We start from the raw sequence: 16,303 nt of genomic DNA, 5'->3' as shown, positions 1-16,303 counted from the left end.
TCCGCCGGATCGCCCCATCAAGCCAAAGAAGGAAGCACTGGATGCAATCCCTGCACACACTGGTATCGGTACGCCCCGTGGCACCCGAGGACTTCGAGCAGTGGCTCGAATACTGGAAGGCCTACCAGGCGTTCTATGAAGTCGAACTCTCGGCACAGGCCACCGAGGCCACCTGGCGGCGCTTCTTCGACGAGGGCGAACCGATGCACTGCGCCGTGGCCACCGACGGTAGCCGCCTGCATGGCATCGTCAACTTCCTCTACCACCGCTCGACCTGGGCGGCACAGGACGTCTGCTACCTGGAAGACCTCTATGTCTCGCCCGACGTGCGCGGCCAGCAGATCGGCAAGCAGTTGATCGAGTACGTCCGCCGGCAGGCCGAGGAACGTCGCTGCGCGCGGCTCTACTGGCATACCCAGGAAAGCAACCACAGGGCGCAGCGCCTGTACGACTGGGTGGCGGACAAGCCGGGGGTGATCGAATACCGCATCGAGCTCTGAACCGGCCGCGCGACCGGAGCCTCGGCGCGGCGGACCCTCGACGCGGTTCTCAGTCCCAGGCCGGCGCCAGGCCCTGCGGACTGACCTCGCGGCCGTTACGCTCGAGGCCGGCGATGCGCGCCATGTCCTCGGCGTCCAGGCGCAGGTCGCGCGCCAGCAGGTTGCTGGCGAGGTTCTCGCGGCGGGTCGAGGACGGAATCACCGCGTAGCCCAGTTGCATCGCCCAGGCCAGCGCCACCTGGGCGACCGTGGCCCGGTGCCTGGCGGCTATCCCGGCCAGCGTCGGGTCCTTCAGCACCTTGCCGTAGGCCAGGGTCATGTACGAGGTGACCGCGATGCCCTGCTCCTCGAGGTAGGCGGTTAGCGCGCGGTTCTGCAAGTAAGGGCTGAGTTCGATCTGGTTGGTGGATATCTCGCCCGCACCGACCGCGGCGATGGCCTGGCGGGTCAGTTCGATGTTGAAGTTGGAGACGCCGATCCGCCGGGTCAGGCCCAGGGACTTGGCTTCCGCCAGCGCCGCCATGTACTCCGCCAGCTCGACGCCGTTGCCGGGTGCCGGCCAATGGATCAGGACCAGGTCCAACCGGTCGGTGCGCAGTTTCTCCAGACTCCCGCGCAGGCTGGCGAGCAGCTTTTCGCGGGCGTAGTTGTCGACCCAGACCTTGGTAGTGAGGAACAGCTCGGAACGCGGTACGCCGCTCTCGGCGATCGCGCGGCCGATATCCGCCTCGTTGCCGTAGATCTGCGCGGTATCGATGGCGCGATAGCCCAGTTCGAGGGCGCTGCGCACCGAGTCGACGACGACCTGGCCGGTAAGGCGGAAGGTGCCGAGACCGAAGGACGGGAGGGGGTGGATGGTGGACGACATGGCTGCGCTCCGTGGGCGGGATGGCTCGAATGAAGCGCAGTGTGGCGGCTTACATCTCTTCGATTAAGACCCGAATCGAGCAAATTCATTTGCGCTGGAGTCACGAATCCAGACGGCCTTCACGGGAGGTATGCAGCGAGAATCCCCGTCAGCCGCTGGCAGGACGCAGTTCATCGGATTTCTGCGAATACTACTGATAACGATAATCTCTATCATTTACTCCATTTTTACATTTACATACACTTGCCCCGCCGCGAATTCCTACGCCGGTTTCCCACATAAACAAGAAACGCAGCCGGTCGCGCCAACGGCCTGCCTGCGCCGCCATCCAGGACACTGCAGATGAAACACGTCGTTTCCAGTGCGTTATTGCTCGGTCTCTCCTCGCTTTCCCTGGCCGCCCAGGCCGCTCCCATCGCCCTTGACCTTCCCGCCCAGCCCCTGGCCGCATCCCTCGAGCAATTGCAGGGCGCCAGCGGCCTGCGCATCCGTTTCGACCGCGCGGCCGTGGCCGACCGGCGCGCACCGGCCCTACGCGGCACGCTGGAGCCAAGCGAGGCACTGCAGCGTCTGCTCGCAGGTTCCGGACTGAGCGGGGAGGTACGGGGCGGCGACGCCTGGGTCGAGGCCGCGGCGACAGGTGCCGGCATCGCCCCCGGCGACAGCGTCGACCTCGGCGCGCTCAGCGTGGTCGCCACCCAGGACCCGGCCACCGCCGCCATCACCGAAGACAGCGGCTCCTACACCACGCGGGCGATGCGCACCTCGACCAAGCTGGCGATGTCGATCCGCGAGACCCCTCAGTCGGTCAGCGTGGTCACCCGCCAGCGCATGGACGACCAGGGCATGCGCGACCTCAACGACGCGGTGAAGGGCGTCACCGGCCTCACCGTGCAACAGTACGGGCCGGCCCGGGTGAAGTACGCGGCGCGCGGCTTCGACGTCGACAACATCATGTACGACGGCCTGCCGACGAGCATTTCCACCTATACCCAGGACGTCATTTCCGCCGCCGACCTGGCCATGTTCGACCGCGTCGAAGTGGTGCGCGGCGCCACCGGACTGATGCAGGGCGCAGGCAACCCGGCGGCGGCGATCAACATGGTGCGCAAGCGTCCGACCCAGGACTTCCGCGCCTCCCTGCAAGGCAGCGTCGGCACCTGGGACCGCTATCGCAGCGAGGCCGACGTTTCCGGCCCGCTGAACAGCGAAGGAACCCTGCGCGGCCGCGCGGTGGTCGCCTACCAGAAAGGCAACAGCTTCCAGGACCACGTCAGCAGCGAACGCGGCGTGTTCTACGGGATCGCCGAAGCCGACCTGAGCCCGGACACCACCTTCGCCATCGGCGCCTCGAACCAGAACGACAACCGCAACGACAACTGGGTAGGCCTGCCCAGCCCGCTGGGCGGCCGCCACCTGGACCTCAAGCGCTCGTCCTACTACGGCGCCGACTGGTCCTACTGGGATACCGACACCACCCACCTGTTCAGCGACCTGACCCACCGCTTCGCCAACGGTTGGCAGATGAAGCTGGCCGCCGACAAGCTGTGGGCGCGAATCAACATGCTCGGGCTGTACAACGACTGCTACTACTCGACCACCGGCTGCGCCAGCATGACCCAGAACCCCGGCGACTACAGCTACACCGACGACCACGACAGCTATGACGCCTATGCCAACGGTCCCTTCCAGTTGCTCGGCCGCGAGCACGAGCTGGTGGTCGGCGCCAGCTATCGCCAGGAACGCTTCGACGGCCACGGCGGCTGGGGCAGCCTGTTCAACAAGGACGGCACCCCGACCGGGCCGATGGACCCGACCCAGTGGGACCCGAGTTCGACCCTCAAGCCGAGGCTGAACACCAGCCTGTGGGGCATGAAGCTCGACCAGGAACAGAAAGGCGCCTACCTCACCACCCGGTTGAACCTCGCCGACCCGCTGAAAGTGATCCTCGGCGGGCGCCTGGACTGGTACAAGGCCGACGCCGATACCGACAGCTACAAGGTCACCCGCAACGTCACCCGCTATGCCGGGGTGATCTACGACCTGAACCAGACCTACTCGGTCTACGCCAGCTATACCGACATCTTCAAGCCGCAGAGCAACTTCGACGCCGGCGGCGGCCTGCTCGACCCGATCACCGGCAAGAACTACGAGATCGGCCTGAAGGGCGAACACTTCGGCGGCGCGCTCAATTCGCAGATCGCGCTGTTCCAGATCGACCAGGAAAACCGCGCCACCGAGGACGTCGGCGGCCCCTCGCCATGCCCCTTCAGCCCCACCTCGCGCTATTGCTCGCGCGCTTCGGGCAAGGTCCGCAGCCAGGGCGTCGACCTGGAGCTGAGCGGTGCGCTGGGCGACGACTGGCAGATGATGGCCGGCTATACCTACGTCGACGCCAAGTACAAGCACGACAGCAACAAGGCCAACGAGGGCAAGCCATTCGACGCGGCCAAGCCACGCCACCTGTTCAAGCTCGCCACCAGCTATACGCTACCCGGCGAACTGCACAAATGGCGCGTCGGCGGCGACCTGGCCACCCAGAGCAAGACCGAGGACAGCAGCACCGGTTTCCAGCAGGGCGGCTACACCGTGGTCAACGCCATGCTCGGCTACAAGGTCAACGAACGGATCGACACGCGGCTGAACTTCAACAACCTGTTCGACAAGTACTATTACAGCGGCATCGACTTCGGCAACCTCAACTACGGCGAGCCGCGCAACCTGATGTTCACGGTGAAGTACTCGCTCTGATCCCGGACCGCCGGCGTGCCTCCGCAGGCGCGGCGGCGGTGTCCGAACGGCCCTTCGAGGCGCCTCAGCAGGGCCGATAGCGGCGCTCGAACTCGCTCGCCAACTGCTCCAGCGTGACGCTCCCCAGGCGCTCCAGGAGCAACGCCTGCGCCGCCTCGAACGCCTCGCCGAGCGCTTCGTTGACCGCCTGCTCGACCAGGCATTCCGGATGATCGGTAGACAGGCCGATGGCGAAGATCGAGGACGCTCCCAGCGCCTGGTGGATATCCAGCAAGGTGATGTCCGCCAGCGGCTTGGCCAGCCGCCAACCGCCGCGATGGCCCTTCTCCGAACTCACGTAGCCTTCGTTCTTCAGCAGCGCCATGGTCCGTCGCACCACCACCGGGTTGGTGCCGAGCATCTGCCCGATGGCTTCGGACGTCGCCGGCCCTTCGTGGCGGGCCATATGGATCAGCACATGGAGCATGCGCGAGAGGCGGGTGTCGTTTCTCATGAACGGCGGGCTCGTGACGGAAAGACCATGAGTATGTCTCGCTACAGAAAAAGTTACGAGAGCGTTGACAAGCGCATCTCATGAAACTTACGTTGTTTCGTGACTATCCGAATGGGAGATACGCCATGACTTTCGACGTGATCATCGTGGGTGGCAGCTACGCCGGCATCTCCGCGGGCATGCAACTGGCGCGGGCGCGGCGCAGGGTGCTGGTGATGGATACGGGACTGCGACGCAACCGCTTCGCCCAGGCCTCCCACGGCTTTCTCGGCCAGGACGGCCGCGATCCGGCGGCCATCGCCGATGACGCCCGCGCGCAGTTGCTGGCCTATCCCAGCGTCGAGTGGCTGTCCGAAGCCGCCGTCGCGGCGAAGAAGGAGGCGGACGGTTTCGTGGTGAAGGCCGCCAACGGAGAACGCTTCACCGCGCGCCGGCTGATCCTCGCCAGCGGGGTCGCCGACGAGCTGCCGGAAATCCCCGGTCTTGCCGAGCGCTGGGGACGGCACGTGTTCCATTGCCCGTATTGCCACGGCTACGAACTGGACGGCGGGACGATTGGCGTACTGGCGGCCTCACCGCTGGCCATCCACCACGCCCTGATGTTGCCCGACTGGGGAGCGACCACCTTTTTCCTCAACGGCGTCTTCGAACCGGATGCCGAGCAAATGTCCAGGCTGGACCGGCGCGGCGTGACGATCGAGCGCGAAGCCGTGGTCGCGCTGGGCGGCGCGCGCGCCGACGTGACCCTGGCCAGTGGCCGCACGATTACGCTCGCGGGGTTGTTCACCCAGCCGCGTACGCGCATGGCCAGCCCGCTGGCGGCGTTGCTCGGCTGCGAGTTCGAGGACGGCCCGAGCGGGCCGTTCATCAGGACCGACGGCATGCGCGAAACCAGCGTTCCCGGCGTCTTCGCCTGCGGCGACGCGGCGCTGGCGGCCGGCAACGTCGCCATCGCGGTGGGCGACGGCGCGCGCACCGGTGGCGCGGCGCATCATTCGCTGCTGTTCCGCTGACGCCGGAGGCTGACAGGCCAAGGATCCGGCCCACCGCCCGGCAAATCTTTCGAACTCCCCGGCGCTCCAGCTTTCCACTCTCCTGCATGTCACGCCACGGCGCCCGCCACGGGCGCCCCAGCAGAGGAGAAAACCATGAGCGCGAAGCTGCAAGGCAAGAACGTCCTGGTCATCACCGCCAACACCGGCATCGAGCGCGACGAGCTGCTCGAACCGCTGAAGACCCTGAAGCAACAGGGCGCCACGGTCACCCACGCGACCATCGAGGGCGGCGAAGCGCAGACCTGGGTGCACGACAGCGAGAAGGACCTGATCGTCAATTCCGACGCCAGGCTGCAAGGCCTGCGCGCCGAGGACTACGACTTGCTGCTGGTCCCCGGCGGCACGGTGAATGCCGACACCCTGCGCCAGGACAGCGAGGCCCGGCGCCTGGTCAGGGAATTCAGCGACGCAGGCAAGACGGTCGCCGCCATCTGCCACGGCCCCTGGCTGCTGATCGACGCCGGTGTCGCCCGCGGCAAGACCCTGACCTCCTATTCCAGCGTGCGTATCGACCTGACCAACGCCGGCGCGGACTGGGTCGACACGCGGGTGAAAGTCTGCCCGGCGAACGGCTGGACCCTGATCACCTCGCGCAACCCGGGTGACTTGCAGGCGTTCAACGAAGCCATCGGCGAAGCCCTGCAGGCGGCCGCCTGATCGTCATTCGCGGAGGCGACCGGTGGACACCCTGAAGATCGCCACCTTCAACGTCAACGGCATCCAGACCCGGCTGGCCGCGCTGCTGGCCTGGCTGGAGCGGGAAGCGCCGGACATCGTCTGCCTGCAGGAACTGAAGACGCCCGACGCGCGCTTCCCCGCCGCGGCGCTGGAGAAGGCCGGATACGGCGCGATCTGGCAGGGCCAGTCGGCGTGGAACGGCGTCGCCATCCTCGCCCGCGACAGCCAGCCGCTGGAGGTACGCCGCGGCCTGCCGGGCAACGCCAGCGATCCCCACAGCCGCTACCTCGAAGCGGCCGTCGACGGCCTGCTGGTGGCCAGCCTGTACCTGCCCAATGGCAATCCCCAGCCGGGACCGAAGTTCGACTACAAGCTGGCCTGGTTCGAGCACCTCATCCGACACGCCGCCGAGCTGATGGAGAGCGGCCATCCGGTGGTGCTGGCCGGCGACTTCAACGTGGTGCCCAGCGACTTCGATATCTACGACACCCGCTCCTGGAAAAAGGACGCCCTGCTCCAGCCGGAGTCCCGCGAGTGCTTCGAGCGCCTCCTGCGGCAGGGCTGGGTGGACGCGCTACGCCAGCGTTTCCCCGACCGGCGCATCTATACCTTCTGGGACTACTTCCGCCAGCACTGGCAACGCGACGCCGGGCTGCGCATCGACCACCTGCTGCTCAGCGCCAGCCTGGCGGACCACCTGGAAGACGCCGGGGTGGATCGCTGGGTGCGCGGCGAGGAGCACGCCAGCGACCACGCGCCGGCCTGGGTAAGCCTGCGGCGTCCCTCAGAGCCCCGGCGCTAGCCGAGCTGGCCCCGGCACTGCGCATCGGCTCTCACCGCCCCTCCGGCAACCTCGCCACCACCTTGATCTCGAAGCTGAAGCCATACAGCCAGTTCACCCCCACCGCCGTCAGCGTGGGGTACGGCGCCTCGCCCCAGTACTCCGGGACGATCTTCCAGATGCGCTCGAAGTTGGCCTCGGCGTCGACCATGAACACGGTGACGTCGAGCACATCGTCGAACCCGCAACCGGCCGCGGCGAGCACCGCATTCAGATTGTCGAAGGCGCGGCGGACCTGGGTCTCCAGCTCGGGTTCGGGAGAGCCGTCGTCGCGGCTGCCGACCTGGCCGGAGACGAACAGCAGGCCGTCGCTGCGGACCGCCGGGGAATAGCGGTTGCGCTCGTAGAGGGCCTGGCGGCCGGCGGGGAAAACCACGTCGCGTACAGTCATGCGATACCTCCATCCTGGGGCTCCGGCCCCGTCATCGTCGATGGAAGAACGGTAAGGTCGTGCGCGCCGTGGATAAACGCGCAACCCTGGCCATGACTGTTTGTAGAATCCAAACAATCCCCGACGACCCGGAGTCCCGATGGACCGTTTCGATGCGATGCAGGCCTTTGCCCGTGTGGTGGATACCGGCAGCTTCACCAAGGCGGCGGAGACGCTGCACATGAGCCGCACCAGCGTCACCCAGTTGGTCCAGCAACTGGAAGCGCGGCTGCGGGTACGCCTGCTCAACCGCACCACGCGCAAGCTCAACCTGACCGCCGACGGCGCCGCCTACTACGAGCGGGTGGTACGTCTGCTGGCGGAACTGGACGATGCCGAGACCAGCCTCTCCAGCGCCGCCCTGGCGCCCCGCGGGCGTCTCCGGATCGACGTACCGAGCCCGCTGGCGCGGCTGCTGCTGATCCCGGCGTTGCCCGAGTTCCATGCGCGCTATCCGGAGATCCAGATCGACCTGGGCGTGAGCGATCGGCTCGTCGACCTGATCGACGAGAACGTCGATTGCGTCATCCGCGGCGGCGAACTGCGCGACCAGTCGCTGATGGCGCGGCGGGTCGGCGACCTGCAACTGGGGGTCTACGCGGCACCGGCCTACTTGCAGCGCGCCGGCGTGCCGAGCCACCCGCGCGAACTGGAGGACAGCCACCAGCGTATCGTCGGCTTCCTCTGGGCGCGCACCGGCAAGGCCCTGCCCTACGCCATGCGCAGGGGCGAGGAATGCCTGCGGGTGGCGGGCCGTCATGTGCTGGCGGTGGACGACGGCAACGCCTACCTGGCGGCCGGGCTGGCCGGCCTGGGCATCCTCTGGCTGCCGCACTACATGGCGCGCGAGCCCCTCGCCCGCGGCGAGCTGCTGCCGCTGTTCGAGGACTGGAGCCTGGAGCCGATGCCGCTGTACCTGGCGTTCCCGCCGAACCGCCACGTCAGCGGCAAGCTGCGGGTGTTCATCGAGTGGGTCGCCGAACTGATCGCGCGGCATGCGCCGCCGTTGCATCCGCCGCTCTGAAACAAGGGCGGCGGCGTATCCTGGAAAACCCTGGAGTAATGGTAAGCGGCCAGGGCTCTATATATGCCCCGCGATTATAGAGATGACTTATACGACCATAAGCCGGATATCCTGGAATTCAACCAAGCCAACATCGGAACGGTTTCCGAGCGGTGAATGGAAGATTCACCCAGCCTTATATTCGGCAGTGGTCAAACCGGATAACTTGAAAATCAGGATTTCGTTAACCCGATCACATCGACAGCTGCACCAGTAAAGCACTCATGCACTACATCCTGCACCTCTCTGAAGCAAACCGAAGGCTCTGCAGAGCCACTCCAGACCAAACTTTAGTTGGTAGAGAGAGCAATCCAACATCAATGGCAAGTGAAGGAAATAGCTATCTATTCTGCTATCCACAAACGCTTCTTCATATTTAATAGCTAGCAGAAACGAATATAAAAAATATTTGAACGACTCCGTCACACCTGCATATCTTTCGCCACGCGAACGATTGAGGAAGTTGCCCTCCCAAAAAACTGAAGGAGTCGATTCATGCATAAGAGAACGTACCTGAATGCATGCCTGGTTCTGGCGTTGGCTGCCGGCGCGAGCCAGGCCTTGGCGGCGCCCGGTGCGAGCGAGATGGCTGGCGACGTCGCCGTGCTCCAGGCCTCCCCGGCGAGCACCGGTCACGCCCGCTTCGCCAACCCCAACGCGGCGATCTCGGCGGCCGGCATCCACTTCGCCGCGCCCCCCGCCCGCCGCGTGGCCCGCGCCGCGCCGCTGGCGCCGAAACCGGGTACGCCGCTGCAAGTGGGCGTGGGCCTGAAAACGGCGACTCCGGAAATCGACCTGACAACCCTCGAATGGATCGACACTCCGGACGGGCGCCACACCGCGCGCTTCCCGATCAGCGCTGCGGGTGCCGCCAGCCTGCGCGCCGCGATTCGCCTGGAAACCCGCAGCGGCTCGCTGCCCGACGACGTGCTGCTGCACTTCGCCGGCGCCGGCAAGGAAATATTCGAGGCCAGCGGCAAGGACCTCTCGCTCAACCGTCCCTACTGGAGCCCGGTCATCGAGGGCGATACCCTGACCGTCGAACTGGTGCTGCCGGCCAACCTGCAACCGGGCGACCTGCGCCTGTCGGTACCCCAGGTATCGTATTTCGCCGACTCCCTGTACAAGGCCGGCTACCGCGACGGCTTCGGCGCCAGCGGCAGCTGCGAGGTGGATGCGGTCTGCGCGACCCAGAGCGGCACACGGGCCTACGACAACGCCACCGCAGCGGTGGCGAAGATGGTCTTCACCAGCTCGGCGGACGGCGGCAGCTACATCTGCACCGGCACCCTGCTGAACAACGGCAACTCGCCCAAGCGCCAGTTGTTCTGGTCGGCCGCGCACTGCATCGAGGACCAGGCCACCGCCGCGACGCTGCAGACCATCTGGTTCTACAACACCACCCAGTGCTACGGCGACGCCTCGACCATCAACCAGAGCGTCACCGTGCTGACCGGCGGGGCGAATATCCTGCACCGCGACGCGAAGCGCGACACCCTGCTGCTGGAACTCAAGCGCACTCCGCCGGCCGGCGTGTTCTACCAGGGCTGGAGCGCCACGCCGATCGCCAACGGCTCGCTCGGCCATGACATCCACCATCCGCGCGGCGACGCCAAGAAGTACTCGCAGGGCAACGTCTCGGCAGTGGGCGTCACCTACGACGGGCATACCGCCCTGACCCGCGTCGACTGGCCGTCGGCGGTGGTCGAAGGCGGCTCGTCCGGCTCGGGCCTGCTGACCGTCGCCGGCGACGGCTCCTACCAGCTGCGCGGTGGCCTGTACGGCGGCCCCTCGTACTGCGGCGCGCCCACCTCACAGCGCAATGACTACTTCTCCGATTTCAGCGGCGTCTATTCGCAGATCTCCCGCTACTTCGCGCCCTGAGGCCAGCCAGGCTATCGATCGCGCACCGACGGATAACCGCGCAGCGGTTATTCGCCCTACGCCCGGATTGGCGCCTGGAAGTGCGGCTTCTTTCGTCGTCCGGGACAGGTAGGGCGCATAACGCCAACGGCGTTATCCGCCGTTTATCCCGCGCAGCGGTTATCCGCCCTACGCCCGGATTGGCGCCTGGAAGTGCGGCTTCTTTCGTCGTCCGGGACAGGTAGGGCGCATAACGCCAACGGCGTTATCCGCCGTTTATCCCGCGCAATGGTTATTCGCCCCACGCCCGGATTGGCACCTGGAAGTGCGGCTTCTTTCGTCGTCCGGGACAGGTAGGGCGCATAACGCCAACGGCGTTATCCGCCGTCTATCCCGCGCAATGGTTATTCGCCCCACGCCCGGATTGGCACCTGGAAGTGCGGCTTCTTTCGTCGTCCGGGACAGGTAGGGCGCATAACGCCAACGGCGTTATCCGCCGTCTATCCCGCGCAGCGGTTATTCGCCCCACGCCTGGATCGGCGCGTGGAAGAGGGGCGTTATGCGCCGCCGTACGTTCAGTCCTGGCGGCTGGTGACTTCCAGCAGGTGGTAGCCGAACTGGGTCTTCACCGGCCCCTGGACCACGTTCAGCGGCGCGCTGAAGACCACCTGGTCGAACTCGCGGACCATCTGGCCGGGGCCGAACGAGCCCAGGTTGCCGCCGTCGCGGCCGGAGGGGCAGGAGGAATGCTCGCGGGCGACTTCGGCGAAGTCGGCACCGCCTTCGATGGCGGTCTTCAGTTCGTTGCACTTGGCTTCGCTGGAAACCAGGATGTGGCGGGCAGTGGCTCGGGCCATGGGGAAATACTCCTAGGGTGAAACGGCAGAGCCTAGCAGACATCGACGCCCGCACCGACAGCCCGCGACCGGAGGAGGCGCTCGACAAGCGTGGCGAGGGCTGCTTGACTCGCCGCCTTTGCGAATCCGGGAACGCCCTCCGATGAGCCAGACCTTCCACGGCAGTTGCCTGTGCGGCGCGCTGCACTACCGACTGTCCTCGCCCCCGCGCGCACTCTCTCACTGCCACTGCGGCCAGTGTCGCAAGGCCCATGGCGCGGCATTCGCCAGCTATGGCAGCGTCCCCGTCGCGGACCTGCACATCGACCGCGGCGCCGACCTGCTCGCCGCGTTCCGCTCCTCACCCGCCGTGCTCCGGCGCTTCTGCTCGCGCTGCGGCTCGCCGCTGTTCTGGTCGAGGAGCGAAGGCGAGTTCGCCGACTGGGTATCGGTCGCCCTCGGCAGCCTGGACACGCCCTTCCCGGCGGCGAAACAGAAGCATGTCCAGGTCGCATCGATGGCCTGCTGGTGCAGGATCGCCGACGACTGGCCGCGTTTCGACTGAAGTCCGCCCGCGATCCGCCGGCCGGTGCCTGTTTTTTCGCCGGCAAGGCCCGGGCCTGGGGTACCATGCCGCGCCCTTCGCCGCCGGTCCTTGCCGCCCATGTCCGCCACCGCGCTGTACACCGACCTGTCCCACTATTACGACCTGATGTGCGCCGACATCGACTACCAGGCGCAGAGCCACTGCGTGCGTCGCCTGCACCAGTTGTTCGGCAACCAGGGCCGGCGGCACCTGGACCTGGCCTGCGGTACCGGCCCTCACGTGCGGCACTTCCTCGATTTCGGCTATCGCAGCGCCGGCCTGGACATCAACCAGCCGATGCTCGACCTCGCCCGACAGCGCTGCCCCGAAGCGCACTTCAGCCGGCAGGACATGGCCGGCTTCCAGGTGGACGAGCCGCTGGACCTGATCACCTGTTTCCTCTATTCGATCCACTACAACGCAGGGCTGGAGCGCTTGCGCGCATGCCTGGCCAGCGTGCATGGCGCACTGGCGGATGGCGGCGTGTTCTGTTTCAACACGGTGGACAAGGGGCAGATCGACAATCGCGCGTTCGTCCGCCATTCCGTGGAGCATCGAGGCAGCCGCTTCACCTTCGGTTCCGGCTGGTACTACAGCGGCGAGGGCGAGCGCCAGGCGCTGCGCCTCGGTATCGAGAAAACCACGGACGGAACGACCCAGACCTGGGAGGACGAACACCCCATGGTCGCCCTCGGCTTCGCCGAGCTGCAGCACCTGTTGCAGACGCATTTCGAGGTGCAGGTCTTCGAACACGACTACGAACGGATCACGCCCTGGGCCGGCAGCTCCGGGAATGCCCTGTTCGTCTGCGTGAAGCGCTAGCCTCCGGATATCCTGGCGCAAACGTGACGATCAGGCTGGCACGGGCGGGGCAGCGTTTCACAGGGGGCTGCGGAGGATTCTTCGTCGCTTTCGGCACGCTGCGTCCGACCCGCTAGAGGCCTGCCTGGCCGACGATCCGTGCGCGCCTTCTCGGCTAGACCAAGGTCGCAAAGACCCCGCCGGCCAACTGTGACACCTTCGCGCGCTTTTTTACCCCCGCTGTCGAGAGTCACCGCATGTCCTCCCCGTTTTCCCCCCGTTCGCCCCGCACCCTTCGCGGCCTGGGCGCCCTCGCCCTGTGCGGCGGATTCGTCGCCCCGGCCCCTGCCGCCTTCCTCGAGGACGGCAGCGCGCGCCTGGAAGCGCGCACCGTCTACTTCAACCGCGACTTCCGCGACGGCAGCTCGGCCAACCCGCAGGGCGCCTCCAAGCGCGAGGAAGCCGCGCAGGGCTTCATCCTCGACCTGCGCTCGGGCTATACCGAGGGCGCGCTGGGCTTCGGCGTGGATACCCTGGCGATGCTCGGGATCAAGCTCGACTCCAGCCCCGCGGACAGCAACAGCGGCCTGCTGCCTTCCAGCGGCCACGATCCGCGTCGCTCGGTCGACGAGTACGCCAAGGCCGGCGTTGCCGGCAAGATGCGCTTCTCGCAGACACAGTTCAGGTACGGGGCGATGCTGCCGGACATGCCGTTGCTGAAATACAACGACGGACGCCTGCTGCCGACCCTGTTCCACGGCGCCCAGCTGACCAGCGAGGAGATCGCCGGGCTCAGGTTCTCCGCCACCCGCCTGGAGCGCTACACCGCGCGGGACTCCAGCGACGCCCAGGACATCCGCCTGCACTGCAAGAACAAACGCTACGCCTGCGACACCACCGGCAACCGCTTCGACGCCTACCAACTCGACTACCAGGTCAACGACGGCCTGCTGCTGCAATACGCCCAGGGCGGCCTGCGCAACGTCTATCGCCAGCGCTACCTCGGTGCCGTGGGCAAGCGGCAGGTCGGCGCCGGCAAGCTGAGCGCCGACCTGCGCTGGTTCGACAGCGAGGACGCCGGCGCGGCCCGCGCCGGCAAGATCGACAACCGCGCCCTCAGCCTGCTGCTCGCCTACGCCCAGGGCGGCCACACGCTCAGCGCCGGCTGGCAGCGGATGAACGGCGCCAGCTCGATGCCCTACCTCGACGGCAGCAATCCGTACCTGGCCAACTACCTGCAGGTGAACGACTTCGCCAACCCCGAGGAACGCTCCTGGCAACTGCGCTACGACTTCGACCTGCGCAGCGTCGGCGTGCCCGGCCTGAGCTTCATGACCCGCTACGTCAACGGCGACCATATCCGCCTGGCCAACGGCGACGAGGGCAAGGAATGGGAGCGCGACATCGAGCTGAAGTACATCGTGCAGAGCGGCCGCTTCAAGGACCTCAGCCTGCGCCTGCGCAACGCCACCTACCGCACCGACTTCGAGCGCTCGGCGCGCGACGTGGACGAGGTGCGCCTGATCGCCAGCTACAACCTGTCGCTGTTCTGAGCCGTCGCGCCGGAACGCACGCCGGCGCGACGCTCCGGCGGTTCAGACCGCCAGGGCGCGTTCGCGCAGCTCGACGTTGAGGATGCGGTCGTTCTCCGAGTAATCCACCGGGCAATCGATCACATGCACCCCGGGCGTGCCCAGGCAGCGCTCCAGCAGCGGCAGGAAGCCCTCGGCACTGTCGACCCGGTGGCCGTGGGCGCCGTAGGCCTCGGCGTAGTGCACGAAGTCCGGGTTGCCGTAGTCCAGCCCGAAGTCGGCGAAGCCCATGTTCGATTGCTTCCAGCGGATCATCCCGTAGCCGTTGTCGCGCAGGATGATCACCGTCAGGTTCATCTTCAGCCGCACCGCGGTTTCCAGTTCCTGGCTGTTCATCATGAAGCCGCCATCGCCGCACACCGCGACGATCGGCCGGTCCGGGTAGACCAGGTGCGCGGCCATCGCCGAGGGCAGGCCGGCGCCCATGGTGGCGAGGGCGTTGTCCAGCAGCACGGTGTTGGGCATGTGTGCCTTGTAGTTGCGGGCGAACCAGATCTTGTACATGCCGTTGTCCAGGGCGACGATGCCCTGCGACGGCAACGCCCGGCGCACGTCGGCCACCAGGCGCTGCGGATAGAGCGGGAAGCGCGGGTCGTCGGCGCCTTCGGCGACCTGCGCCTCGTTGGCCTCGCGGATCGCCAGCAGGCGGGTGAAGTCCCAGTGCGCGGTATCGTCCAGCGCCTCGCCGATCTGCCAGATGGCGTTGGCGATGTCGCCCACCACTTCGATCTGCGGGAAATACACCGGGTCCACCTCGGCGGAACGGAAGTTCACGTGGATCACCTCGGTACCGCCGCGAACCATGAAGAACGGCGGCTTCTCGATCACGTCGTGGCCGACGTTGACGATCAGGTCGGCCGCCTCCACCGCGCGATGCACGAAGTCGCCGGCGGATAGCGCTGCGTTGCCGAGGAAGCGCGGGTGACGCTCGTCGACCACGCCCTTGCCCATCTGGGTGGTGACGAAGGGAATGCCGGTCTTGTCGATCAGTTGCTTGAGGACCTTGGCGGTCATCTTGCGGTTGGCCCCGGCGCCGATCACCAGGATCGGGCTGCGCGCGGCGCGCAGCTTCTCCACCGCGGCGCAGATCGCCTTGTATTCCGCCAGCGGCCGGCGGCTCAGGCTCGGCGGGATGGGCAGGCTGTCGGTCTGCTCGGCGGCGATGTCCTCCGGCAGCTCCAGGTGCACCGCGCCGGGCTTCTCTTCCTCGGCCAGGCGGAACGCCTCGCGGACCCGCGAGGGAATGTTGTCGGCGGAGGCCAGTTGGTGGGTGTACTTGGTCAGCGGCTGCATCATGCCGACCACGTCGAGGATCTGGAAGCGGCCCTGCTTGGACTTCTTGATCGGCTTCTGCCCGGTGATCATCAGCATCGGCATGCCGCCCAGGTAGGCGTAGGCGCCGGCGGTGACCAGGTTGGTGGCGCCCGGGCCGAGGGTCGACAGGCTGACCCCGGTCTTGCCGGTGAGGCGCCCGTAGGTGGCGGCCATGAAGCCGGCCGATTGTTCGTGGCGGGTGAGCACCAGCCGGATCTGCGACTTGCGCAGGGACTCCAGCAGGTCGAGATTCTCCTCGCCGGGAATTCCGAAGACGTACTGCACGCCCTCGTTTTCCAGGCATTGCACAACCACATCGGCTGCCTTGGCCATCTGCGTTCTACCTCGGGTGGTGGCGGTTCTGACCGCTCGAACACTGCGCCCCTCGCGTCTCGCTGTCCAGCCCCTCCCGGCCGGCGGAAGGCTCTGGCGCCGGCTTCGCCGGCAAGCGAACGCCGCTCCCGCCATTAGCGCAGCTGAACCCGACCACCCGATCATCAGCACAGCTAATAATTCATTCGCTGATTTCATGGTGAGGGCGGAGCCCGGATGGTAAAAATCCACCTACCGCTTTACGCGCCGGCCAAGCCGAATGCCCCGCCCCCTCCATCTCACCGAACCCTGAAGACGAC

15 protein-coding genes are annotated in these 16,303 nt (G+C 66.6%); 10 read left to right on the top strand and 5 right to left on the bottom strand.

Features of this window, described 5'->3' with window-relative positions; translation table 11 throughout:
* Positions 1 to 41 precede the first annotated feature (41 nt).
* Entirely contained in the window at positions 42 to 500 is a 459-nt protein-coding gene (locus AC1RB9_RS03955; RefSeq protein ID WP_003144557.1) for a GNAT family N-acetyltransferase, read from the top strand.
* Between the two features lie 49 nt (positions 501 to 549).
* Here AC1RB9_RS03955 and dkgB read toward each other — a convergent pair whose 3' ends face one another.
* Positions 550 to 1,368 carry a 2,5-didehydrogluconate reductase DkgB gene (gene dkgB, locus AC1RB9_RS03950; protein WP_003454321.1) on the bottom strand — a complete coding sequence of 273 codons (819 nt, stop codon included), beginning with the start codon at positions 1,366 to 1,368 and terminating at the stop codon, positions 550 to 552.
* Between the two features lie 342 nt (positions 1,369 to 1,710).
* On the opposite strand from dkgB, the gene AC1RB9_RS03945 reads away from it, so the two are divergent.
* Complete coding sequence (locus AC1RB9_RS03945; RefSeq protein WP_023085909.1) at positions 1,711 to 4,119, top strand: TonB-dependent siderophore receptor; 2,409 nt, start codon at positions 1,711 to 1,713, stop codon at positions 4,117 to 4,119.
* 64 nt (positions 4,120 to 4,183) lie between these two features.
* On the opposite strand, the gene AC1RB9_RS03940 is transcribed toward AC1RB9_RS03945, so the two are convergent.
* Entirely contained in the window at positions 4,184 to 4,612 is a 429-nt protein-coding gene (locus AC1RB9_RS03940) for an Rrf2 family transcriptional regulator (RefSeq protein ID WP_003115857.1), read from the bottom strand.
* Between the two features lie 80 nt (positions 4,613 to 4,692).
* Here AC1RB9_RS03940 and AC1RB9_RS03935 point away from each other — a divergent pair, with 80 nt between their 5' ends.
* The 3 genes from AC1RB9_RS03935 to xth all read left to right on the top strand — a co-directional run bounded on the left by AC1RB9_RS03935 (position 4,693) and on the right by xth (position 7,147).
* Positions 4,693 to 5,625, top strand: a complete 933-nt coding sequence (locus tag AC1RB9_RS03935; RefSeq protein WP_079275405.1) for an NAD(P)/FAD-dependent oxidoreductase — start codon at positions 4,693 to 4,695, stop codon at positions 5,623 to 5,625.
* 135 nt (positions 5,626 to 5,760) lie between these two features.
* Positions 5,761 to 6,324, top strand: coding sequence for a type 1 glutamine amidotransferase (locus tag AC1RB9_RS03930; RefSeq protein WP_003118177.1), 564 nt, complete (start codon positions 5,761 to 5,763; stop codon positions 6,322 to 6,324).
* Between the two features lie 22 nt (positions 6,325 to 6,346).
* Positions 6,347 to 7,147, top strand: a complete 801-nt coding sequence (xth, locus tag AC1RB9_RS03925) for an exodeoxyribonuclease III (protein WP_003093556.1) — start codon at positions 6,347 to 6,349, stop codon at positions 7,145 to 7,147.
* Between the two features lie 31 nt (positions 7,148 to 7,178).
* On the opposite strand, the gene AC1RB9_RS03920 is transcribed toward xth, so the two are convergent.
* A complete protein-coding gene (locus AC1RB9_RS03920) occupies positions 7,179 to 7,577 on the bottom strand; it encodes a RidA family protein (protein ID WP_003101334.1) in 399 nt (132 codons plus the stop codon).
* Positions 7,578 to 7,716: 139 nt separating this feature from the next.
* Between AC1RB9_RS03920 and AC1RB9_RS03915 the strand changes: the two genes are divergently transcribed.
* A complete protein-coding gene (locus tag AC1RB9_RS03915) occupies positions 7,717 to 8,640 on the top strand; it encodes a LysR family transcriptional regulator (RefSeq protein ID WP_003101343.1) in 924 nt (307 codons plus the stop codon).
* A 534-nt stretch (positions 8,641 to 9,174) separates the two neighbouring features.
* Positions 9,175 to 10,563 carry a protease IV gene (gene piv / locus AC1RB9_RS03910; protein WP_003454359.1) on the top strand — a complete coding sequence of 463 codons (1,389 nt, stop codon included), beginning with the start codon at positions 9,175 to 9,177 and terminating at the stop codon, positions 10,561 to 10,563.
* A gap of 554 nt (positions 10,564 to 11,117) precedes the next feature.
* Here piv and AC1RB9_RS03905 read toward each other — a convergent pair.
* Positions 11,118 to 11,399 (bottom strand): peptidylprolyl isomerase, encoded by a 282-nt coding sequence (locus AC1RB9_RS03905; RefSeq protein WP_003101349.1) that lies wholly within the window; start codon positions 11,397 to 11,399, stop codon positions 11,118 to 11,120.
* Between the two features lie 142 nt (positions 11,400 to 11,541).
* Between AC1RB9_RS03905 and AC1RB9_RS03900 the strand changes: the two genes are divergently transcribed.
* The 3 genes from AC1RB9_RS03900 (at position 11,542) to AC1RB9_RS03890 (ending at position 14,318) form a co-directional block, all read left to right on the top strand.
* Positions 11,542 to 11,943 carry a GFA family protein gene (locus tag AC1RB9_RS03900; protein WP_003101352.1) on the top strand — a complete coding sequence of 134 codons (402 nt, stop codon included), beginning with the start codon at positions 11,542 to 11,544 and terminating at the stop codon, positions 11,941 to 11,943.
* 99 nt (positions 11,944 to 12,042) lie between these two features.
* The gene (gene eftM, locus AC1RB9_RS03895) at positions 12,043 to 12,786 is read left to right on the top strand and encodes a class I SAM-dependent methyltransferase EftM (protein WP_003101353.1); all 744 of its coding nucleotides are present in this window, start codon (positions 12,043 to 12,045) and stop codon (positions 12,784 to 12,786) included.
* Between the two features lie 236 nt (positions 12,787 to 13,022).
* Positions 13,023 to 14,318 (top strand): OprD family porin, encoded by a 1,296-nt coding sequence (locus AC1RB9_RS03890; RefSeq protein WP_003454365.1) that lies wholly within the window; start codon positions 13,023 to 13,025, stop codon positions 14,316 to 14,318.
* Positions 14,319 to 14,360: 42 nt separating this feature from the next.
* Here the strand turns inward: AC1RB9_RS03890 and AC1RB9_RS03885 are convergent, their stop codons facing one another.
* The gene (locus tag AC1RB9_RS03885; protein ID WP_003101357.1) at positions 14,361 to 16,004 is read right to left on the bottom strand and encodes an acetolactate synthase large subunit; all 1,644 of its coding nucleotides are present in this window, start codon (positions 16,002 to 16,004) and stop codon (positions 14,361 to 14,363) included.
* Positions 16,005 to 16,303 lie beyond the last annotated feature (299 nt).

This window comes from Pseudomonas sp. 20-5, from assembly GCF_056782835.1.
This window is presented reverse-complemented; position numbering and strand designations above follow the sequence as displayed.